A 22,885-nucleotide genomic window follows, 5' to 3' on the forward strand; every position below is an offset into this window, starting at 1 on the left:
GAGAAATATGACATGAAAAAACAATTTGAACACCAACAAGATTCTAATCTCATTATTGAAACTTCATTGATTGATCGTTTTCCCCCTAAATACTGGCGGATTGATGGCCCACAAACCATGTCTTTTGCGATCACCAATTATCAGAATGGCTTTGAAGCATTATTTCGATCTCGCACCACGACTGATCTAGCAGGTATTGTCTGGGATTCTCATGATGCTAAAGACCATACATTTCTCGCATACGAGACTAAGTACGATTACTCAGGGGTGATTTGGGATTTTGATATTGAATTATCTGCTTCAATGCCAACCCTTAATCATGAAACACTTACACCTACTTTGACGGTCCATTACCATGATCATGGTGAAGATAAGGTGGCTTATATTGTTTTGTTTAATTATGCCAACCAACCCACGGCTCGATCAGCACATATTCAGATCAATTGGGACACAGTAAGAGCAGGTTTCTCAGCCACAGACCATTTCCCGGTCACCAATATTCAGCGGATTTCCTTTTCTGCTTATACAACCACATATAATGGACATTCAACACTTCCACTGGCTCAAGCTGAAGATGGTTATATCCGCATATTCAACTCTATCACCACAGGGCCAAATGCAAAGCTGACTTTAAATCGAGTATCTGTGCCACCGCATCATTATGGTATCTGTACCAGTTATGATGACCACTATGATTTAAACCCTCAGCGGCTTGTTGATAATATGAAAGCTTTGGGCTATCAAGGCTTTATGAATCATTATTGTGGTATGTCCAAATATCCAGAGTTAATTTGGAAAAATGATCTGAATAAGTGGCAAATTCCAGATACGCTTATGACATTTGAAGATGTGGTAAATCCATGCACGCGGATATGGCATGAGCACTTTGCACAAGCACTACATGATGCAGATATGCAGCCAGTATTTGGTGTGAGTTTTGAAATGTACTCATTAGGTGCAAATGAGTTTTGGGCGCAGCGAGATTGGAATAGCAATCTAGGTCGTACGGGTTATGAACCCCCGAGTTATTTTTTTAGTCCATGTGATCAAAATGCACTAGCCTATCTACACAAAGCATTTATCGAGTTTGCAGATATGATGGCGATAGGTGGGTGTGAGGTAAATATGCAAATTGGTGAGCCGTGGTGGTGGTATAACCAAGGCACAGATCTACCTTGTATTTATGATTTCCCGACTAAACTTGCCTTTAATGCTGATACTGGATTATATGCACCAGACTTAGGAACAATTTATGATGCTGTGCATAAAACAGGTACGTCGTATGATGAGTTTAAAACGTGGTTAAGAAATAAGTTGGGTCAGACATGTCAGGACATCCGTGCTGTGATAAAAGCAAAATATCCAAGTGCTCTAGTCTGTCCATTAATTTTCTTTCCCACAATTCGAACACCAATAGAAACTCTTGCGACGGACATTAACTATCCACGCGAACATTATGCTTATCCTCATTTTGATTACATGATGACTGAAGCCTATGATTGGCTTTTAGAGGCAAAACTGGATTTGGCACATCAAACTGTGGCAGAGATACCGACTCAAGATCTTCATTATCCAATCGATAAAGTTGCTTATTTATCGGGATTTGTTCCTGATCCATCTATTGCACATCTCTATGGATTTGACGCTAGCAAAGCGTATCAAGTACACATCTGGCAGCGAATTTTTGGCGATATGCAGAACAATGATCCATTAGGACTGATGAAGCAGTTTATTTGGGCATATCCGCAAGTGATGTTGGATTCAATTACCATTGATATCGGGCAAGCGCCAAACGGTTTCTTTGTTGGAGAAGTGCTTTATTCCCCAATTGCTGATGATACTCCGTATCCTCCGGAAATTTATTTATAAGAGAGTCAATTAAAAAGCCTTTATATAAAGGCTTTTTAATCATCATTTACCAATCGCATAGTAAAAAAATAATAGTGTGCACTTTGCTACTTGTTTTAAGTTTGAACACGTCTATCTATTTGAAAAACCAGATGATGGAAGGGGGTGAAGCAAAGTTTTAGTACAGCGATATGATGAGCGGTCACAATAAAGCGATAATAATACTAGAACTATGCTTATAAAACAGCAATAATTGTGATGTGCTTCACGATTATATGGATGTTAAATGTTAAAAAAAGTCGGCAATTTAAGTGTTTGTTTGTTGTTCATCACAAGTATATTTTTTCTTATTCGTGGTGCTCCATCTATTGATATCGTTTTAATTACTATTTCACTAGCCTTGATGATGGCAGCATATTTGTTGGCGTCGGAATTTAATTTGAATCTACTTAAGTGGACCAAATGATTTTATAAAATTTGAACATTTTTAAAATAGATAACTAGAGAAAATAGGCTTAAGTATAACTATACTTGCTTGTCGCTATTAGATTTTTATCTAAACCTCAATGGCTTGAGAGTTCTGTGTCTGTCCATTCATTTGGGTCGGGTGAGAACTTCAAGCCATTGCAGTTTTTATGCGTATTGATTTAAGTGAGCTTTTCAGTGCTTGCTTGTTGTCTAAATGCTTGTAAATCATGTCCTGATGGTGCTTGATAAATTCTTAAACCAAACTCAGGAATAATAGCAATTAGATGATCGAAAATATCAGATTGAATTGCCTCATAAGATGCCCATGCAATCGTGTTGGTAAATGCATAAATCTCTAAAGGTAAGCCCTCACTTGTTGGTTGTAACTGGCGAACCAAAATTGTTTGATTTTGGGCAATCCCGTGGTGCTGACGTAAGTAGAACTCAACATAAGCCCGAAACGTTCCCAAGTTGGTTAAACGTCTCTGGTTATATCGAGAATGATTGGTTAAATGATTATTGAACTCCTCAATTTCAGATTTCTTTGCATCAAGATATTGATCTAAAAGCAAAAAATCTTTGAGTTTTTGCTGTTCTTCATCACTCATAAAATGTACGCTACTTTGATCAAGAAAAAGTGAGCGCTTCATACGACGACAACCTGAATTGCTCATTCCACGCCAATTCCGAAAGGTATCCGTTACTAGCTTATTGGTTGGAATGGTGGTGAAGGTTTTATCAAAGTTCTGTACAGTCACTGTATGTAATGACATATCAATGACATCGCCGTCTGCGTTTAAGGATGGCATTTCAATCCAGTCGCCTATACGAACCATATCATAAGAGGTAATTTGTACACTGGCTACCAAAGAAAGAATTGTGTTTTGGAACACCAGCATTAATACCGCTGCCATTGCCCCGAAACCAGCAAGTAAAGTGAAGACATCTCTTTTAAGGAAAGTACCTAAAATTAATAGCCCACAAACCACAAACAAGACCAACTTAACCAGTTGCAAATAACCTTTGATAGGTTTATTTCTTGATTTAGGGTTACGCTGATAGACGAGGTTGAAGATGTTGAGCGCTTCACTGATCGAGAGTGCGATAGTGAGGAAAATAAAGGCCTGAGCACCCATTTGCACAAGGCTGATTACTTTCTCTGGGAGATGTGGGACTGAGGAGATCCCATTCATAATCACAATTGCAGGGACGATATTGGCAAAACGACGAGTTACACTATGCTGTGAGAAGATCGCTTGATTTGGAGATTTAAACTTGGTGATTAAATGGCGTATACCACGAACAATAATTCTTTTCGCAATGAAATTTGCCAGTGCTGCGAATAAAATTAGAACGATCAGGGCAAGTAGCATTTCAAGCCAAGGAAAATGGCTTAATTCAGCTTTAATATCGCGTATAAAATTTAAATAATCCAAAACCCAAACACCTTAAAATTCTTTAATAGCGAATTGTAAGCTGTAATAGGGCTTTAGTTATTTTTAATCACAGTTTATATACGATCTGTAAGGCGTTTTTACAGAGTTAAATGATTTACCACATCAAATCATCAGGAATGACATAGGCTGCGTATGGATCTTCTTCATCTGTAGTCTGGCTATTATTTTCAGTATTGTTGTTAACTAAGATGAATCCTTGCATTTTTTGATCAATCTTCTCGGCTAATTCTTTAGGAAGACAAGCATAACTGTCTTGATCTTTTGCAATGACCAGTGAGCCAGAAACCAGTGCGTTATAGACCTGTTGAGCAAGGTAGATTTTCTTAATTTTATTGTCATCAATAAATTGATAAGCAATATCGCCATCAGTTTGCTGTACTTTGTGTTGTTTGATCATTTGGATAATTGAAGCTTTAAGGGCTTTTTCTTCCAAGATACGTTGTTTCTCTGAATTGAGCGCTTGATCTTTGGCTATTTTTTCTTGTTTGGCACGATCAATCTCAGCTTTAAATGTTGCATCATCGTTTTGCCCTGTACGTTGCTCATGTTGCACTTGTTTGGTTAATTTTTTCGCTTTTTTATTGTCGACCAAACCCGCTTTTAATAACTGAGCCTGCAATGCATTTTTAACCATGATTCAATCCAAATTTAAGTTTGATGAAGAACGAAAATAATAAATCCAATATGCCATACTCATCGCTAAGCTTAAAGCCGTCGGGATAAGAAAGGTTTGTAAGTTTAAATATGGATACAGCACACTCGCAATGAGTCCGCCTGCTAAAAAACCAGTAAAGATGAGTAAATGTAGCAAAATACGCCGTCTTTCGACTGTTAGCCCTCGTGCTTTGTAGCCGAGCGCTAAGCCAATATCGGTTAATACACCAGATAAATGGGTGGTACGAATAATCGCGCCTTTATAGTGGCTGACCATTGCATTTTGTACGCCCATGGCTACGCAGGCCCAGAGTAAGCCATAGCGAGGAAAATAGGGGATGAGCAACCACGTTAAAAACAGAAAAACGGCGACTAAGCTGAGTGGAAACCCATAATGCCGCCCTAGTGCGAGATTGCCATTTCCAAGAATTAGACCACTATAAAACGAGCCAATTACAAAGCATATTACCACTAAGCCAAGGTAAATCAGATGATCTGGTTGCCAATCGAGTACATTCATGGCCAATAAGCTGACATTACCCGTCATATGAGAAACGGATTGGTGCAGGAGAGTGAATAAACCCAAAACGTTCACCATCCCTGCATTCAATGCCAATAAAAAAGCACCCAGTTGAATCCAATTTGGTAAACGTTGAAGTGGCATATAAACCTATGAGTCTAGACGGTCTCTGAAATCTACAGCAGCAGTGAATAAAACATCTGTTGATGAGTTGAGTGCTGTCTCGGTTGAATCTTGCAATACACTAATGATCATACCAATTGCGACAACCTGCATAGCAACTTCTGTTGATATACCAAACAAGCTACAAGCAACGGGGATAAGCAATAATGAACCACCTGCTACGCCAGATGCACCACAAGCAGATATTGCTGCAACAACAGACAAAATAATCATTGTGCTGAGATCGACTTGAATACCGAGCGTATTTACAGCAGCGAGTGTTAATACCGTCACGGTAACGGCAGCACCCGCCATGTTAATTGTAGCACCAAGTGGAATGGAAACACCTGCAGTTGCTTCATTGACACCTAAACGTCGTGCAAGGTCTAAGTTCACAGGAATATTTGCAGCTGAACTACGAGTAAAGAAGGCAGTAATCCCACTTTCTTTCAAACAGATAAACACGAGCGGATAGGGATTGGCGCGCATTGTAATCGCAACAAGAATTGGATTGATCACCAGCGCAACAAAAATCATTGTGCCGATCAATACCATCAATAAATGTGCATAGCTTGTCAACGTTGCAAAACCAGCTTCAGCAAAGGTCACTGCAACTAAGCCAAAAATACCGACTGGCGCAAAACTAATCACGATATGAATGATTTTATTCACAGCATTGGAAACATCGGTTAATACTTGTTTTGTTGATTCAGAACTGTGGCGTAGTGCTAAACCTAAACCAATTGCCCAAGCCAAGATACCAATAAAATTAGCATCACTGATTGCCTGTACAGGGTTGGCAATAAAGCTAAGCAGTAAGTTCTTTAAGATCTCAGCAAGATTACCAGGTGCTTGTAATTCAGACTGGGCCGCGATGTTCAAAAAAAGCTGACTAGGGAACATGATGCTTGCAATGACAGCACTAAATGCAGCGAACAGCATGCCGAGTACATACAAGGTCATGACAGGTCTTAAATTAGAATTTTGACCCACTTGAAAGTTTGCAATTGAAGAAAGTACGAGTACAAAAACTAAAATTGGTGCAACAGATTTCAAGGCCTTAATAAATAACTCACCTAATAAACTTAGATAAGGTGTGAAAGTAGGGAATAGCAATGCCACGCCAATCCCTAAAAAAATAGCGATAATAATTTTGCTAACTAAACTTAAGCGAGACAATACATTAAACATATGAAGGCCTTATAAACCTATGCACGATTTAAGGTTAAACAAGCGCCGTATTCTATACCTAAGCGCTGTGAATATTAAAATTTTTTTTACTACCGCATTACTTTAAAAATACTGTAAAAAATAACGTAATGTTTTTTAAAAGTATTTTATATAAATATACGATATCCTTTTGAGCGAAAAAACAGCTATAAAGTTTTTGTATCGGCTTGAGGTTGAGTGGAAAGCGCTTGTATTGCTTGGTAGTGTGATAGAAATATTCGACCACTCAACTCCTTTACCAGCTCGGATTTAGACAGCTTATCGATTACTGGCCCTTTTACTTCTGAGAGGTGCAGCTGGATCTGTAATTGTGATAATTCTTGATTTAGATCTTTCAACATTTCTAGCGCACTGAGGTCAATATTACTAATACTTGAGCAATTGATCACGACATGTTGTATCTGTGGATTTTGGCTAAGCTCAGTAATCACATGACCTTTCAAAATATGTGCATTTAAAAAACTAAGATTTTCATCAACACGAAATGCCACAACGTTTGGTGTTGTTATGACATCATATCGTGACACATTTCTAAAGTGCTGAGTGCCTTCGATTAAACCAATCACTGCAATATGTGGACGGCTGATTCGCCAGAGTAATAAGACAAAAGTTAAAACAATACCAATAATAAGCCCAGTCGAAATATCAATACAGGTCACACCCAAGAACGTTGCCCACATCGCAAGACCATCCGCTTTTGAATATCGCCATGTATCAATAAAAGGAGTCAGTGTGACAAGTTTCCAGATGGAAACAAAAATGGTCGCAGCTAGAACGGCTAAAGGTAAATTTGCAAACAAACCGGTAAAATATAAACTGACGATGATCATTAATAATGAAGAAAGCACACCAGAGATCGGCGTTTTTGCACCTGCATCCGCATTCACAACTGTTCGAGATAAACTGCCTGAAACAGCAAAGCCTGAATTTATACCTGCTGCAATATTTGCCAAACCTAAAGCGATTAACTCTTGATTGCTGTTTAAATCATCACGCTTTTGCAAAGCAGTTGCTTGCGCTATTGCCAAGGACTCAATAAAACTAATCATTGCAATCATAAAAGCACTAGGGAGTAGCTGTTGAACCAAAGTCAAGTTCCATGTTGGAAAATGAAAACTAGGTAAAGCAGAGGGAATCGCTCCAACAGTTTGAATACCATAATGATCTCCCCCTAAGGCAGAAATAAACACGATTGATAAGAGTAGAAGCAGTAGAGGAATAATTTTATTTATAAAATGAGATTGAATAAACTTGGGCAATAAAATGAGTATGCCAATCGCTGTAATTCCAAAACCGAGATTTGTAAGACTTATCTTATCGAAGTGTTGAGATAGACTGACAAAGAACTCAGGGATATTATTTGCTTGCAAGGGGATATCGAGTAAAAACTTGAATTGCCCGAGTGCGATCAATAATGCAGATGCAATGATGAAGCTTTGAATAACGGGATGGCTAATCAATTGAATTAAAAAACCAAAACGAAATAGACCTAAAATGAGTGATATCACACCCACTAAGACCGCCAAAAGACAAGCAGCTTCTATATAGGCTGCTGAACCAACTGTAAAGAGTGGGTTTAATGCTGCGAAAACCATCATGGAAATAATGGCAACAGGACCAATCGACAGTGTGGAGCTACTGCCCGTAAATGCATAGATGATCATCGGCAATATACTGGCGTATATTCCCATGACTGGTGGCAAGCCCGCCAACATGGCATAAGCCATACCTTGAGGAACAAGCATCGCCAAAACAATTAAAGCGGCAGTTAAATCAGACCTAAAACTGGGGAGCTGATAGTTGCGTAACCATTTTCTTGCAGGAAACAGTACAGAGAGGCCTTGATTTAACTTTTTCATGTCTAACATTTTAAAGCATAAATTCGTATATATTATGCAGAAAAAATGCTAAAGAAACGAGTGCTTGTTTTCCCTATGATTGTTCTGGTTTTGGGCAATAATGCTCATACAAGGTATTCAAGATGATATTTAGCTTTGGATCAAGAATTGAATAAAAAATTTGTTTGCCATCACGACGTGTAGAAACAACATTGCTTTTGCGTAGCATCATCAATTGTTGTGAAAGGGTGGGTTGAACAATGTTTGTGAGTTCAGCAATTTGTGTGACGTTAAGTTCTTTTTGAGTTAAATGACACAAAATAATCAACCGATCAGTATTTGCTAGAGATTTGAGTACATTAACAACATTACCCGCAGATGCTCTCATCGCTTCAATTTCAAGATTTTTTTGCATATTTCACTCGTCACCAGAAAACCGACCCAAGTATAAGATGGGTAATAGAAAGAATTGTTGTAAAACTGAATAATCACAATGGTTTTTAATGACAAGGTATATAAGAAAAAGTTATAAGCATAAGCAATTATGTTAATGATTTAGCTTTTTTTTTAATAAATGTCGACTGATTAACATTTGGTGGGTTTGAGCTAAAATAGAACCAAAAAATCATGTCTATGAGGTATGATTTTTAAAGTTTACTACACAATAAAATTAAGTGATTAATATAACTAATGAATATTAAAAAAATTTAAAAATAGATTGTACTTCAGGTAAAAGTGTATACAATTGGATTTAGGACAGAAGAATCTGTCTGCATAAAAAGGATCGGAACTGTGAAAACACGACCGCCAGAGGGTAATAATAGTTATTATTAACTAAATTTAGACGCAAGCGTGAGCCAGAAAAAAAATTATAAATCACGCTTTATTTTTTTATTCAATTATTTCATTGCTTTATATAGTTATCCCTTTACTGGTAAAGGGATAAAATTATTTATGCAAGTGTTTGTTCAAAGTTAATCAAGTGTTCAACACGCTTCCAATACTCGTTCATTTCAACAGAGTTTTTATTCACATGCGCTTGAATCGTCATACCGTCTAAAATACTGACAATGAGCGTTGCAAGGTGGATTGGTGTTTGAATTCCTATATTTTCAAGTAAACCTTGAATTAAGGCAGTTAACCAAATTTTATATTGAGTTGCAGGTTCTAAGGTTGAAGGGTAGATCTTGATCACTTCTTCAAGCGCTTTTTGAAACATGCATCCGTTAAAATCTTCGGTATTGAACCATGCAGCATACCATTCAAAAATCGTTTTGAGCTGCCCCATATGGTCGGCTGGATCGCCTTTACTTAAAGCGATGTTTAGCGAAGCTTGGAGATTTTGGTTGCGCTGGATGAGACATTCTTGAATCAGCTTTTCCTTAGATGGAAAATATTTATAGAAAGTCATTTTTGCAACGTTTGACTCGCTGATAATTCGATCGACCCCAACCGAGTTGTAGCTATGCGAGTTAAATAGTCTTAATGCTGTGCTAATAATATCTTCTTTTTTTGACATATAACGCCTCGGGTTCGCTCCCCATCAAGAGCATTTTTTTGCATTTCATTATGCAATTTTGGCGGATATTTTACATGCTATTCAAAAATTATCATAGGGGTAAATAACACTATTTATTTAATTGATTTTTAAATGAGTCATTCATGTGATCAGTTAAAACGAGCAGTACGGATTTAATAATGCGAATAAAACTTGGTTATAAAAAGTTTGGTTATTAATAGATAGAAAATTGCGCTGAAATGAGTACGCTTCGAATGATTCTATTGATTGGTATTATTGCGAAGAAACAATATTTAATTAAAAATGATAATCATTTTCATAACCAGGGGTTGATTGATGAAATGGTCAGTTATCAATAGATAATAACTGATCCATCATCTTTATCTGAGCTTATTGGGGTTGCTGTTTCGGCAGACTTGCAATGAGTCGAGCGAAGTTTTTGGAAAGTGTGGATGATTGCGTTGGGGTATATACTGAGCGTTGAATTATTCCTTTATCGGTTTCAATGGATAGCTCAACGTTTTTCGCGCTTCTCAATTCATAAAGAAACGAGCTTGGGAGAACAAAGGTATTGGCTGAGTGCTTAGGAATAAGCTTACTTATATATTTCTGTTGAGTTTTATCAGTAGGACTGTAGTTAAATGACTTCCCATCCACCAAGAAAGTCATAGCTGTTATATCGTAATATTGATAAGTACTTGTCAACGCAACATCAACTTTTAGTCGATCTTTTTGTTGTTTATCCCATTCAACGACCACATTCGGGCAAATTTGATTGCTCTTACAATTTAATGAGCCTGCAGTAGCAAGATGATCAATAGTCGTAGTGGTTGTTTGCGAATTTTGCAAACTTGTACAACCACTTGTCATTACAGCAATACTAAGTAAGCACAGTACTTTTTTCATATTTAAGGTCTCTTGTTTATTCCACGTCTAGGCGGTTATTAATGTGATGCTGAACCAAGAAATTCAAATGGTTTCGCTATTTTGAATTGATTGGTCGCATCACCGGCAAAGGTATTTTGCTGGTCTTTTCCAAGATCAAGTTTACGTGTAACACCATCTTTAAAATTGATTTTCTTTAAATCAATCCAAAAAACATTCGGGGAAACAGCTGATTCAAAGAAATAAAGTTGTTGCTTGTGATCTGCAACTGTTCTCCAGCGGGTTGAGGAGATATTCGGTTCTTCGGCTGTATTTAAACCAAATGGTACGGATGCATTGCGAATAACACTAAATACCGAGGCGATCGCTTCTTTCGGGTTATTGTTTTTAGGAATGGCATTGATGTAAAAAGAGGCGCGCGCAAAGCGATCTGCGGCTCTATTGGTGCCGGGTAGCATCACTGTTCCACCAATTTGTTGCCAATAAGTATTGAGAGCAAGTTGCTGATCAAAGGTTGGAGAATTCGTCATCACTTGATATTTTTTATTGTGGTGAATGACTTGTTTGCCATTGATGTATTCAATGATTGCACTATCTCCTGTTTTATCAGAAAGCGATAAGTGGAGCGTTGTTAGGCGTTGTTCACCGGGTACATTATCGGTAATGATGATAAAAGGTTCTTTTTCCAATGCTGTAACGGCTTCAGCAACAGTCGCATAATTATCGAGTACGTACTGTGCCCATGCTGAAATACTCAAGTGCGGTTTATTTGATTTTTTTGAGTCTGGATATTGAGACTCGACTAACCAGAGCACATTCGCGACAAGACCAACTTCGTTCATTCCATCTGTGGTGGAAACATCATAACCAGAGGCGATTACGCTGCCATATTTTGATTTCCATTTTAGTGATTTTGGACCTGCATTACTATCTCGATCTGCGCCACTGGGCATGATCCATAGATTGCTACCGACATCGACTTTCCAGTCCATGGAGCGAGCGGTGATGACATGATTGTCATTGCCCAAATACACAGCTCTGGTACAGGCCTGAACAGTTTGTAAAAATAATGAAGAAGCGATAAATGAACAAAATAATGTTTTTTTAAACATGTTTTGGCTCCGTTTTTTGTCAAAAATTTATTTAAAAGAAAGATATATTTTTAAATTATTAATAAGTAGTTTATAAATTTTTTATTGGTATTCAATCATTAAAATGTAATTGTTATAAAAATAATCACTTTGATATTTCCAAGTATAATTAACCGACTGTAGTGAAAAGGTTAATTTAATATAATTTCACATATTGAAGTTAATTATCTTGGAAGTATCAATAAAAGGATTAGTTTGGCGGTAATAACATCACAATCGCATTATTTAGCAGTTGAGCTACATCTTCGAGTATTTCAGTTTGATTGAACTGTTCATCAAATATTAAGCTTTCACCATCTGCGACTTGCTTTAAGTAATTTTCAAAGGTCTTGGAAACACAGACGTTTTCGCCATTTGCCCAAAAGTCTAGAGAGTCACCTTGTTGTCTATAAAGCAGTCTCGATGCGGGTTCAAGGATCAACTGGAATCCTGTACCAATGATTTCTGTCAAATCATTGGCTTCAATTTCCTCTGGTTCTGGAATATTGTTTGGATAGTTCGATTCACTCATATAAGACATGATCGCAGCGTCGAACTCTGGTGCTTGAGTGAGATAGTCAAGTAGTTGAGTTTTTAAGTATGAAAATTCAGTATCGTTAATTTCACCCACTTGAGCAGCCTGTTGGCGTTTAATATCAAGCAATGGTTTTTTGAGTATCTCGTTTTCTGCAAATTTATCGCTGACTTGATCAATCATCTCTGAGAGGTTTGGCATACGGAAACCGAAAGAGAAGGTTAAACAATCATCTTCTGCGACACCGTAATGTGAAAGACCTGGCGGTACATAAAGTAAATCACCTGGAGCAAGCACTTCATCAAAATGAATATCCATTTCAGCTAATAATTTTAAAGGTTGGTCAGGAACAAATGCTGTAGATTCATTACACATTTGACCGAGTTGCCAGCGGCGATGACCATGACCTTGCACCAAGAACACATCATAAAAATCAAAATGCTTGCCGACTGAACCACCTTGTGGTGCATAAGACACCATGATGTCATCCCGACGCCATTGGGGAATAAAAGGAAATTTTTTCCAAAGTTCAGCAATATCAAATGAATAATGATCAACCGCTTGAACCAATAATGTCCATAGATTCGGTAATTTTTGAAAATCACCTTTGGTGAGCGGAGAAGACTTTACATGCCATTCATTTGGATTTTTATTCTTTTGACGAATCAGGCGAGCAGTGACATCTTCTTCCAAAGCAAGTTCTTTTACATCGTCTGGTTCTAATAGACCGACAATTTCAGGCATTGCGTTACGCACCAGCAAAGGTTTTTTTTGCCAATATTCAGTTAAAAACTGTTCTGCGGTGATACCGCCTAAAACCGTTAAAGATTGTTGAGACATAGGGAGCAAGCCAAAATATATAAATTTGTTGCGTATTGTCTATGGAGTTGAATATTGGCGCAAGTGTTGCGGCGTTGTAATCGGTATGGAAATAAATAATGCAGGAATGTATTTAATCTTGATCAATTAGAAGCAGATTCGTTTACAGTCCTTTCAAAAAAACAGTATGCTTAAGATGCAAAAAGGGAGCATACATGTATCAAGTACTGGCAAGAAAATACCGTCCACGTAATTTCAATGAGTTAGTGGGGCAAAACCATGTTTCTCGTGCTTTAACGAGCGCGTTAGAACGTGGGCGTTTGCACCATGCTTACTTGTTTACAGGGACGCGTGGGGTCGGGAAGACGACGATTGCCCGTATTTTAGCCAAGTGTTTAAATTGTGAGACTGGGGTAACCTCTACGCCATGCGAAGTTTGTGCAACGTGTAAAGCTGTCAATGAAGGTCGTTTTATTGATTTAATCGAAATCGATGCTGCATCACGCACCAAGGTTGAGGACACACGTGAACTTCTTGATAATGTTCCTTATGCTCCCACTCAAGGACGGTTTAAGGTTTATCTGATCGATGAGGTTCATATGCTTTCAACGCATTCATTTAATGCGTTGTTAAAGACATTGGAAGAACCACCTGAACATGTGAAGTTTTTATTTGCGACCACTGATCCTCAGAAATTACCGATTACTGTAATTTCTCGTTGTTTGCAGTTCACCTTGCGCCCATTGGCTGTCGATGAAATTACTACGCATCTCACTGAGATTTTGAATAAAGAACATATTGATGCTGATCAAAATGCTATTTGGCAAATTGCTGAATCTGCACAAGGCTCAGTGCGTGATGCGCTTTCCTTAACGGATCAAGCGATTGCCTATGGTCAAGGTGCTGTTCACCACCAAGATGTTAAAGACATGCTTGGTTTGATTGACCGTACGATTATTTATGATTTGATTTTGGCGATTCATCAAAACCAACAAGCCCGAGTCAGTCAGTTGCTTTTGCAATTTAGACAGCAAGCATTAGACGTATCTTTGGTCCTAGATCAGTTAGTTTCAACATTGCATGAATTGGCATTGTTACAGTATTTACCTGATCTTGCATTGAAATATAGTGAAGAAATTAATCAGAAAATTCTGCAACTCTCAAAATTGCTTTCAGCTCAAGATTTACAACTTTATTATCAAATTGCATGCAAGGGGCGTGCTGATCTACAACTTGCAGTAACACAAGAGCAAGGCTTTGAAATGTGCGTATTACGCTTGCTCGCATTTAGACCTTTATCTGTGGGTGAGATCACTGTTGTTGAAACAAACCCACATCATGTTGAGCAATCCCCAAAAACTGTGGTTTCGGCTGAAAAAATCTCATCAGATACTCAGCAGTTGCAACAAGGAGCTGTAGTCGAAGAGCAACTTGTTGTTCAGCAAGAAGTCGTTAGCGTTCAACCTGAACCTGAACCTGAATCAATCGTGCAGGAAGATCTTGAGGTCATGGTTTTCGATGCAGCAGATGGACAGCTTATCGGAATAGACAGTGTCTCCGATCAACAAAATCACCAGTCTGATATTGCAGCATTTGATGATGTGCTTATTTTTCCTGTAGAGCCAAAAGCGCAGACAGATCAAACTGTACATCAAGAGATTGAACAGAATCGTTTACAGGTCGAGTCTGAGTTATTTGAAGACGTTGTTGCGGTCGAGCAAATGACGGCACAGCCTGTCGAGATTTCGACTGATATTCAACAAGCTGCTGTTGAAGCAACGGATTTGATGCCACAAGACATTCTAAAACTTCATGAACAGGTGTTAGAGGGTGAATGGAATCTAGAGAAATGGGAGTATTGGTTTAGAACCAGTCAGCTTTCTCCAGCCGTTCAAGAGTTAGCCCAACATGGGGTCATGCAAGGGGAGATAAATGGTGTATCAACTTTTCATATCCCTCAAGAATACGAGGGAATGCTATCGCAGTTACAACATGGTTTAGAGGATGCACTCAACTCGCAATGGCCAAATACCCAGTTCGATGTGCAGTATGGTGAAGTGCACTCTAATACACCTTTGGCGATACAAAACAAGCGTAAAGAAAAAGCCTTTAATCGAGCAGTGGAATTATTGCAGCATGAACCAACCATCAAAAGCTTGATTGAGACTTTTGATGCAGAACTACATAATATCCAATTGAAGTCCTGAGTGAGGACAAAGCAACGCTTTGTCCGAGCGCAAGACGAGAGCAAGGCTCGAGTGGCGTAATCAAAAGCATTACTTTAATGCTTTGTTCTGTGAAGCGTTTGAAACTTCGTAAAGACCTTGCGTTATATGGTTCTATACTGTGGATAGGACAGGGACATTTGTCAGAAATGTCCCATGTTACAATGAGAGCTATAGTTGGTAAGGTGAAATGTTAAAAAACCTTAGTCTGTTAGTAAATATTCAATAAGCACATCGCGCATATTTTCAGGAATTGCCGTACTCTTTCGATTCGCACGATCTACAAAGACATGAACAAAATGTCCCTGTGCGGCGGCTTGTGGTTGACCTTGCTTAAAAATCGCCAGTTCATAACGTAACGATGAATTGCCAATTTTTCCAATTGCTACACCCACTTCAATGATTTCTGGAAACGAGAGTTCCTGTAAAAAACTACATGCTGAATCAACCACCAATCCAATAATTTCACTATTGTGAATATCGAAGCCTGTTTTTTGAATCAACAATGAATTTGCTGCGGTATCAAAATAACTATAGTAGGTCACATTATTCACATGGCCATAAATATCGTTGTCTGCCCAGCGAGTTTGTATATCCAAAAAGAATTTGAATTGGTCACGGTTTTTTAAAATCGGTTTACTCATGCATAAATCGCCTGATAAATCTGTAAAGCATCTTGTTCGGTCATTGCTCGTGGATTATTTTGCAATAATCGCGTTTGAAGCATGGCATCCTTCGCCAGTTGTGGCAATTTTGCTTCTGCAATATCCAAGTCTTTTAATTTAAGCGTTAGACCACTTTGATCTAAATGATTTTGCATGTGATCAATGAAAAGATCACATAATCCATCCGTACAGCCTGTACTGCGTGGGTCGAGCAGCTGCATGAGCTCGGCGTAATAATGTTTAGCTTTTGGCACATTGAACTTCAATACTTCAATAAGCACCAAAGCATTGGTATGTCCATGTGAAAGATGGAAATGTCCACCCAGAGGATAAGCAAGAGCATGCACAGCGCCGACAGGTGCATTCGCAAAAGCTTGACCTGCCAACATTGAGCCGATCAGCATATTTTGACGAGCATCTAAATCAGCGCCATTTTTGAGCACTTTGGCTAAATTTTGATTGAGTAATTGAAGTGCATTCTTCGCCAATATATCGGCATAAAAGTTTTTTTTGATATTTGAGGTATAGGCTTCAATGGCATGTACCATCGCATCGATACCTGTTGCAGCCGTGATATGTGCAGGCAGACCTGCTGTAAATGTTGCATCTAAAATAGCAACATCAGCATAAAGTATCGGGGAAACAACCCCCATTTTGGTTGTCGCACCTGTCGTGACGATTGAAATCGGTGTCACTTCAGAGCCTGTTCCAGCAGTCGTTGGAACTAAAATAAGTGGCAAACGAGGGGCTTTGGCTTGATTTACACCATAGATTTCACTGAGGTGCTGCTGTTGCTCTGGATGTGCGAGTAAAGCAATGATTTTAGCGACATCCATTGAACTGCCGCCACCAAAACCGATAATCACATCAATCTTTTCTTTTTTCGCAAAATCAACTGCTTCTAATACGATATGTTCTGGTGGATCAGCTTGAATATCGGAGTAAATAATATGGTCGAGGGAGATTTGATTGAATATTTGTATAATCGGCTGATGCAGTTGATGTTGGATCATGCCCGCATCTGTCACTAAAAGCGCTTTGTGATAATGGTGTTGTGCTAAAACCTGTTTAAGTTCTTGTATCGAACCTAGTCCCGCAATAATGTTCGGAACGGTTTGAAATTGAAATGGATTCATAGATACATCCTTATACTTGAACTTTATTTGCATTTTATAAATCAATTACGCGCTAAGCTAAAATATTCTCTCTCATAATCATAGATGAAATGTTAATAAACCCTAATAAATACAACATTTTTATATCAAGTGACTATAGGTTTCATTGCTCAAATAAATTAACATAAGACGCTGTCAAAAAGTGTAGCGTTGAGGTGATTATGCCATCCAAAATGCCCTATAAGGTGTTATGTGTCTGTTTAGGAAATATTTGTCGCTCACCCACAGCAGAAGCGATTCTCAGACATTATTGTGATGTGCATGCTTTAGACGTATTGGTCGATTCAGCTGGCACAAGTAACTACCATCCGAACAAAGCACCAGATACACGGAGTCAGCATCACGCCAAGCTGCGCGGCTATGATCTCTCTACGCAAAGAGCAAGACAATTGCGATTAGAAGATTTCATTGAGTTTGATCTTATTTTAGCAATGGATCATGAAAACTTTGAAGATATTCAATCACTCTTGGCTAAAGCCGTTCGCCAATTTGGGGCTGATCAAATCCGTGCAAAAATAGCATTGATGAGTGAACACGATCCGTTATTTACTCAACAAGCCGTTCCTGACCCGTATTATGGTGGGGCGGATGGCTTTGATCGAGTGCTTGATCAATGTGAGTCGAGTAGTCAAGCATGGGTGAATATTTTTAAACAGCAAATCAAAGCAGGGTAATAGGATTTCATTCGACATGAATGTACAACAGCAAGTTCAGCTTAAACATTTAAATACCTTAAACCTGAATGCGATCGCTTCACACTATGTTCAAATTCATCAGCCGTATGATGTTATAGAGGCGTTAGCGTTCGCTGAACAACAAGGTTTAAACGTTTTGGTTTTGTCTGGTGGAAGTAATTTATTGCTGCCGAAACAACTTCAAGCGTTGGTGGTGCACCTCAATATTCAAGGCATTGATCTGCTTGCTGAAGATAAAAATACAGTGACTGTGAAGGTTGGCGCTGGTCAAGTGTGGCATGATTTTGTTTTATATAGCACGCAGCAGAACTGGTTTGGTTTACAAAATTTGGCTTTAATTCCGGGTTTAGTGGGCGCTTCACCTGTACAAAATATTGGTGCTTATGGTGTTGAGGTCGGTGAATTTATTGAATCTGTACAAGTCTATGATCGTGAATTAAAGCAGTTCGATTCAATTTTAGCCCAAGATTGTCATTTTGCTTATCGGCATAGTATTTTCAAAGATCAACCCAATCGCTACATTATTGTCAGTGTTACTTTTAAATTATTGAAGCATGCTGATTTAAAGCTAAATTACGGTGATCTCAAACAAGCGGTGGCAGATCAGTTGACGGCGGAAAATCTGCAAAATCAGGTGATTCATATTCGTCAAAGTAAACTGCCCGATCCGAAAGCATTTCCAAACGTAGGAAGTTTTTTTAAAAATCCCATTCTTTCACAAACTGAATTTGACAAAATTGCTCAACAATTTCCAAACATTCCTCATTATCCACAAGCAAATAGCAATGTTAAAGTGGCAGCAGGTTGGTTGATTGATCAAAGTGGTTGGAAAGGCAAGCAATTGGGTTCAGTTGGTATGTTCCATAAGCAGGCATTGGTACTGGTGAATTATGCTGAGGCGACTTTAGCCGATGTTAAAAATACTTACCATGCTGTACAAAGTGATGTAAAACAAAAGTTTAGTATTCAATTGGAACCTGAGCCTGTGTTATATAGTGAACAAGGTTTAATCCAAGCCCATAATGCATGAGGAGATCTATGGCTAAAGTACATTGGATGGTCAGTTTAGTACGCGTAATAACAATACTATTCGTGCTATTGGGCTGTTTTGTACTTTTTTTATATTCGCCATTTTACTCTCAACTGATGGTGAAGGGGTTAAATCACTTTGTTTCAGTGGATGTCAATGAAGTAGCAGCTCAAAGTCAAAAATCCGCTGCTTTGAGTGAACATGAAAACTTGGAACCGGGTTCCAACTTATGGATCGCTCGACAAGCATATCTCAAATTAATCGAAAAGCGTTTTCAACCAGAAAGTTCTGAAGACTTAAAGCTCATTCAGGCGCGATATAAATTGCTACAACAACTTATTGTTGATGAACAAGAAAAAGAAAGCGAACAGGAAAAAAAGCCAATTATTCCGTTAAGCAATGAGCAAATAGAACAAGCGCAAGAGCGTGTCGCTGCTGCGAGTACACCTATTGATTTTTTACAATTCAATACACCTGATAATTTGGTGTTAATGGAAAAGTATGTCGTTTTTTTAGAAACATATCCGATTGAGTTGCCGATCGTTGAGGAGCAAGAAGGGCCGAGCAAAGAAGATTTACTTGAACTTGAAAAGAATAAAGACGGCATTGTTGAAGCTAAAAACAGCACTGAACCTTATGCGATTGTGGTATTGGGTGGTGGGTTGACGCTTGGTGCAAATGGCAAAGACATTGTGGTAAATAATTACACACGCTTGCGCTTAGAGCGAACATTGCAAGTTGAAAAGCAGTACGATTTGCCTATTGTGCTTAGTGGAGTAGAAGCGCCATATATGCAAGCTTGGCTAGAAGAGCGAGGTCTTGAAGCGAAACTACTTGAAAATAGAAGTATGAATACCTGTGAAAACTCTCGCTTCAGTTCGCTTTTACTGCAAAAGAAAGGTGGCGCACCCAAAGTCATCTTGATTACTGATGAGTATCATATGCCTCGTACCCGACGGTTATTCGCTTTGAATGGTATAGAGACTGTTCCTGTCGTTGCGCCGATGCCAACAACTTTAACGCGCTGGCGTCCAAGTGAAAAAAACTATGATCATAGTCGCCGTGCAAATTATGAAATGCTTGCCACGATTCGTGATGTGCTATTTGGTTCAAGTGATTGTCGGGAGATACCATAATGTCCAATATTCCATTTTTAAATCCGACAATTTTAAAACAACTTGATTTACCTATTCCAAATCGTGAAACCACGCCTCAAATCCTTGAAGCTTTAGATCTGAATCAACCTTTTGAAGCACCTAAAGCATTACTTGCTTACCAGAAGTTGTATGGATTGGACTCGCTGGAGTGTGATCAGTGGCAAGGTTATGTCGAAATGCCATTGTTCCGTGTTCATGTACAAGTCTTTCAACCGAAACAATCCAAGATACAAGGTACTGTTTGCTTGTTGCATGGGTACTTAGAGCATAGTGGGATTTATCAGCCGATCATTAAAGAGATATTGGATCAAGGCTTTAGTGTTGTTACTTACGATTTACCGGGACATGGTTTGAGTGATGGTTCAGCGGCAAGTATTCAAAACTTTGACCATTACCAACAGGTATTACATGCTGTTTATGATGCGGTTCGTGACGCGAAACAATTACCAAAACCATGGTTAGGAATAGGGCAAAGTACCGGTGGTGCTATTTGGATGCATCATTTGCTGGCGTACGCTGAGCGTCGGGAAGATCCGATCGTTGATCGAGTGTTGTTGTTGTCACCATTGATTCGACCTGCGAAAACAGCGTGGTGGCATAATTCTGTCGGCCTAGGCATTATTCGCAGGATCAAAAGCCAAGTGCCACGACATTTCCGCCGTAATAATCATAACCCTGAGTTCCTCCGTTTTATTCGACTTAAAGATCCTTTACAGCCTCGTATGATGGGGATGGATTGGATACTCGCGATGTCGAAATGGATGTTGGAAATGGAACAGCGACCCGCTTGTCGTATCCCTGTTTGGTTAGCACAAGGAGCGCTCGATCAAACCGTGGATTGGCGTTATAACATTGAATATATTCGGCGTAAATTTAGATTGCAGACTTTATTGATGTTAGAAGAAGGCTCACATCAATTGATTAATGAGCGTGCCGATATTCGTGCGGCGTTGACAGGACTCATTCCAGCATTCTTACATGCCAAACCAAATCACCACTATTACTAGTGGTGATTGCTATTTAGTTTCTATTAGAACCGAGTGGCGTCCGCCATTTTCCACATTCGATAGTAGAAATTCTCGTCATCATCTAAGTCGCTCTGTAGCAATTCCTTTTCTTTGAGAAAGAAATGAATTTGCGCATAGTTTTTGATTTCTCGATCATTCATACGCTGCGCTAAATGATGGGCTTTGATCTCGGATGGATGGCTTAAACCTGCTGCAGCTATCATTTCAGATAATGCGTGTAAGGTATTTTTGTGAAAACTAAACACGCGTTCGGACTTACTTGGCACATCAATCGCTTTTTGGCGATCTGGGTCTTGTGTGGCGACACCAACAGGGCATTGGTTGGTATGACAGCTTTGCGCTTGAATACAGCCAACAGCAAACATAAATCCACGTGCGGAGTTGACCCAATCAGCACCTAAAGCAAAAGTGCTGGCGATATCAAATGCACTGATGATCTTTCCACTTGCGCCAATTTTCACTTGGCTACGTAAACCAGCACCGGTCAAGGTGTTGTGTACGAAGCGTAAACCTTCTCTTAATGGCGTGCCGATGTAATCACTAAACTCAATTGGCGCAGCACCTGTACCACCTTCAGAACCATCTACCACCACAAAGTCAGGCACAATCTTTGTTTCGAGCATGGCTTTCACGATACTCATAAACTGCCAAGGCTGCCCAATACATAGCTTGAAACCAACAGGTTTGCCACCAGACAGCTCTCTTAGCTGCTGAATGAAATGCATCATTTCAATTGGCGTACTAAAGCTTGGGTGTTTAGATGGAGAAACGCAGTCATGATCTCTGGAAATCCCACGAATACTTGCGATTTCTTCAGTGATTTTATGTTTCGGCAAAATTCCACCATGACCCGGTTTAGCGCCTTGTGAAAGCTTGACTTCAATCATTTTAATTTGTGGATTTTTAGCTTGTAAAGCAAACTTCTCAGGATCAAAAAGTCCATCAGGCGTGCGACAGCCAAAATAGCCACTGGCAATTTGCCAAACAATATCTCCGCCATTTTCTAAATGGTAAGGGCTCAAGCTACCTTCACCAGTATCATGATAAAAATGCCCCATTTTTGCGCCCTGATTCAATGCTCGAATGGCATTGGCACTTAGACTCCCAAAGCTCATTGCTGAGATATTCATAATCGAGGCACTATAGGGTTGTAGACATTGGGCATTACCGATCTGAACACGAAATGAGGCAGGATCAGCAGGCGGGCATGGCGCGATAGAGTGGACGATGAAGCGATAGTTCGGTTCATACACATCGATGATTGAACCAAATGGTTTATCTGCATTTTCATTTTTGGCGCGTTGATAGACTAGGCTACGTTGCATCCGCGAAAAAGGTAACGCATCTTGATCTGACTCAATAAAATATTGGCGGATTTCAGGACGTACATCTTCAAAAATAAAACGGAAATGACCTAAAATTGGATAGTTTCTTAATATGGCATGTTTCTTTTGCAGTAAATCGTATAAACCAACCAGACTGAGTATCGTTGTTACTAGCCAAAGCCCATTTAGCAGCGTGTCAGAAATAAAATAGTAAATGGTATGTGGAGTGTACGTTGCTTTGAACCAAGTAATACTTAAAGCGATAAAAATACAAAGAAACCAAACAGAATGTCTTGAAAAGAAAGTGTTGAGTAGTTTATGTCTTATCGCTTGTGCTGGACTAGCCATAGGCAAGAGATTCCTATCATTAAACAATGAAGCAACCATGCCAAGAACCAGATATAACTACAAGTAATGAATTGTTAGGTCTGAGAATGATTCTCTTAAAGCGGCTAAAATCAATTCCAATGTACATACATCAAATTTTGTATTCTTCTCAGATGGTTATTACTACACATCT

19 protein-coding genes are annotated in these 22,885 nt (G+C 39.0%); 6 read left to right on the forward strand and 13 right to left on the reverse strand.

Going from position 1 to position 22,885, the window contains the following annotated elements:
- Nucleotides 1-12 precede the first annotated feature (12 nt).
- Nucleotides 13-1,869, forward strand: a complete 1,857-nt coding sequence (locus F903_RS09895; RefSeq protein WP_005196704.1) for a non-contractile tail sheath protein — start codon at nucleotides 13-15, stop codon at nucleotides 1,867-1,869.
- Between the two features lie 626 nt (nucleotides 1,870-2,495).
- Here F903_RS09895 and F903_RS09905 read toward each other — a convergent pair.
- The 10 genes from F903_RS09905 to F903_RS09950 form a co-directional block, all read right to left on the reverse strand.
- Nucleotides 2,496-3,752, reverse strand: coding sequence for a mechanosensitive ion channel family protein (locus F903_RS09905; RefSeq protein WP_005196715.1), 1,257 nt, complete (start codon nucleotides 3,750-3,752; stop codon nucleotides 2,496-2,498).
- A 115-nt stretch (nucleotides 3,753-3,867) separates the two neighbouring features.
- Entirely contained in the window at nucleotides 3,868-4,407 is a 540-nt protein-coding gene (locus F903_RS09910) for a DUF2058 domain-containing protein (RefSeq protein ID WP_005196718.1), read from the reverse strand.
- Between the two features lie 3 nt (nucleotides 4,408-4,410).
- The gene (locus F903_RS09915; protein WP_005196721.1) at nucleotides 4,411-5,091 is read right to left on the reverse strand and encodes a YoaK family protein; all 681 of its coding nucleotides are present in this window, start codon (nucleotides 5,089-5,091) and stop codon (nucleotides 4,411-4,413) included.
- Between the two features lie 6 nt (nucleotides 5,092-5,097).
- Nucleotides 5,098-6,300, reverse strand: coding sequence for a serine/threonine transporter SstT (sstT, locus tag F903_RS09920; protein ID WP_004670840.1), 1,203 nt, complete (start codon nucleotides 6,298-6,300; stop codon nucleotides 5,098-5,100).
- 185 nt (nucleotides 6,301-6,485) lie between these two features.
- A complete protein-coding gene (locus F903_RS09925; protein WP_034595149.1) occupies nucleotides 6,486-8,198 on the reverse strand; it encodes a SulP family inorganic anion transporter in 1,713 nt (570 codons plus the stop codon).
- Nucleotides 8,199-8,271: 73 nt separating this feature from the next.
- Complete coding sequence (locus tag F903_RS09930; RefSeq protein ID WP_004670843.1) at nucleotides 8,272-8,592, reverse strand: ArsR/SmtB family transcription factor; 321 nt, start codon at nucleotides 8,590-8,592, stop codon at nucleotides 8,272-8,274.
- A 537-nt stretch (nucleotides 8,593-9,129) separates the two neighbouring features.
- Nucleotides 9,130-9,696, reverse strand: coding sequence for a TetR/AcrR family transcriptional regulator (locus tag F903_RS09935; RefSeq protein ID WP_004670845.1), 567 nt, complete (start codon nucleotides 9,694-9,696; stop codon nucleotides 9,130-9,132).
- 390 nt (nucleotides 9,697-10,086) lie between these two features.
- The gene (locus F903_RS09940; RefSeq protein ID WP_005196728.1) at nucleotides 10,087-10,602 is read right to left on the reverse strand and encodes a hypothetical protein; all 516 of its coding nucleotides are present in this window, start codon (nucleotides 10,600-10,602) and stop codon (nucleotides 10,087-10,089) included.
- Between the two features lie 38 nt (nucleotides 10,603-10,640).
- Nucleotides 10,641-11,693, reverse strand: a complete 1,053-nt coding sequence (locus tag F903_RS09945) for a linear amide C-N hydrolase (protein ID WP_005196731.1) — start codon at nucleotides 11,691-11,693, stop codon at nucleotides 10,641-10,643.
- Between the two features lie 229 nt (nucleotides 11,694-11,922).
- The gene (locus F903_RS09950; protein ID WP_005196732.1) at nucleotides 11,923-13,086 is read right to left on the reverse strand and encodes a ribosomal protein uL16 3-hydroxylase; all 1,164 of its coding nucleotides are present in this window, start codon (nucleotides 13,084-13,086) and stop codon (nucleotides 11,923-11,925) included.
- Between the two features lie 194 nt (nucleotides 13,087-13,280).
- On the opposite strand from F903_RS09950, the gene dnaX reads away from it, so the two are divergent.
- Entirely contained in the window at nucleotides 13,281-15,272 is a 1,992-nt protein-coding gene (gene dnaX, locus F903_RS09955; RefSeq protein WP_005196733.1) for a DNA polymerase III subunit gamma/tau, read from the forward strand.
- 221 nt (nucleotides 15,273-15,493) lie between these two features.
- Here dnaX and F903_RS09960 read toward each other — a convergent pair whose 3' ends face one another.
- Both F903_RS09960 and F903_RS09965 read right to left on the reverse strand, forming a co-directional pair.
- Nucleotides 15,494-15,934, reverse strand: a complete 441-nt coding sequence (locus tag F903_RS09960; protein WP_005196734.1) for an acyl-CoA thioesterase — start codon at nucleotides 15,932-15,934, stop codon at nucleotides 15,494-15,496.
- Entirely contained in the window at nucleotides 15,931-17,091 is a 1,161-nt protein-coding gene (locus F903_RS09965) for an iron-containing alcohol dehydrogenase (protein WP_005196735.1), read from the reverse strand. Before F903_RS09965 ends, F903_RS09960 begins: the two co-directional genes overlap by 4 nt.
- A gap of 200 nt (nucleotides 17,092-17,291) precedes the next feature.
- On the opposite strand from F903_RS09965, the gene F903_RS09970 reads away from it, so the two are divergent.
- The 4 genes from F903_RS09970 to F903_RS09985 are packed head-to-tail and all read left to right on the forward strand — an operon-like array spanning nucleotide 17,292 to nucleotide 21,019.
- Nucleotides 17,292-17,804, forward strand: coding sequence for a low molecular weight protein-tyrosine-phosphatase (locus tag F903_RS09970; protein ID WP_005196736.1), 513 nt, complete (start codon nucleotides 17,292-17,294; stop codon nucleotides 17,802-17,804).
- A gap of 4 nt (nucleotides 17,805-17,808) precedes the next feature.
- Nucleotides 17,809-18,855, forward strand: coding sequence for a UDP-N-acetylmuramate dehydrogenase (murB, locus tag F903_RS09975; RefSeq protein ID WP_265596656.1), 1,047 nt, complete (start codon nucleotides 17,809-17,811; stop codon nucleotides 18,853-18,855).
- Nucleotides 18,856-18,863: 8 nt separating this feature from the next.
- A complete protein-coding gene (locus F903_RS09980) occupies nucleotides 18,864-19,991 on the forward strand; it encodes a YdcF family protein (RefSeq protein ID WP_004670865.1) in 1,128 nt (375 codons plus the stop codon).
- Complete coding sequence (locus F903_RS09985) at nucleotides 19,991-21,019, forward strand: alpha/beta hydrolase (RefSeq protein ID WP_004670867.1); 1,029 nt, start codon at nucleotides 19,991-19,993, stop codon at nucleotides 21,017-21,019. Before F903_RS09980 ends, F903_RS09985 begins: the two co-directional genes overlap by 1 nt.
- A gap of 23 nt (nucleotides 21,020-21,042) precedes the next feature.
- On the opposite strand, the gene F903_RS09990 is transcribed toward F903_RS09985, so the two are convergent.
- Nucleotides 21,043-22,713: an FMN-binding glutamate synthase family protein gene (locus F903_RS09990; protein ID WP_005196745.1), complete on the reverse strand. Its 1,671-nt coding sequence runs from the start codon at nucleotides 22,711-22,713 to the stop codon at nucleotides 21,043-21,045.
- Nucleotides 22,714-22,885 lie beyond the last annotated feature (172 nt).

The sequence above is a fragment of the Acinetobacter sp. NIPH 298 genome (assembly GCF_000369505.1).
Classification (GTDB): domain Bacteria; phylum Pseudomonadota; class Gammaproteobacteria; order Pseudomonadales; family Moraxellaceae; genus Acinetobacter.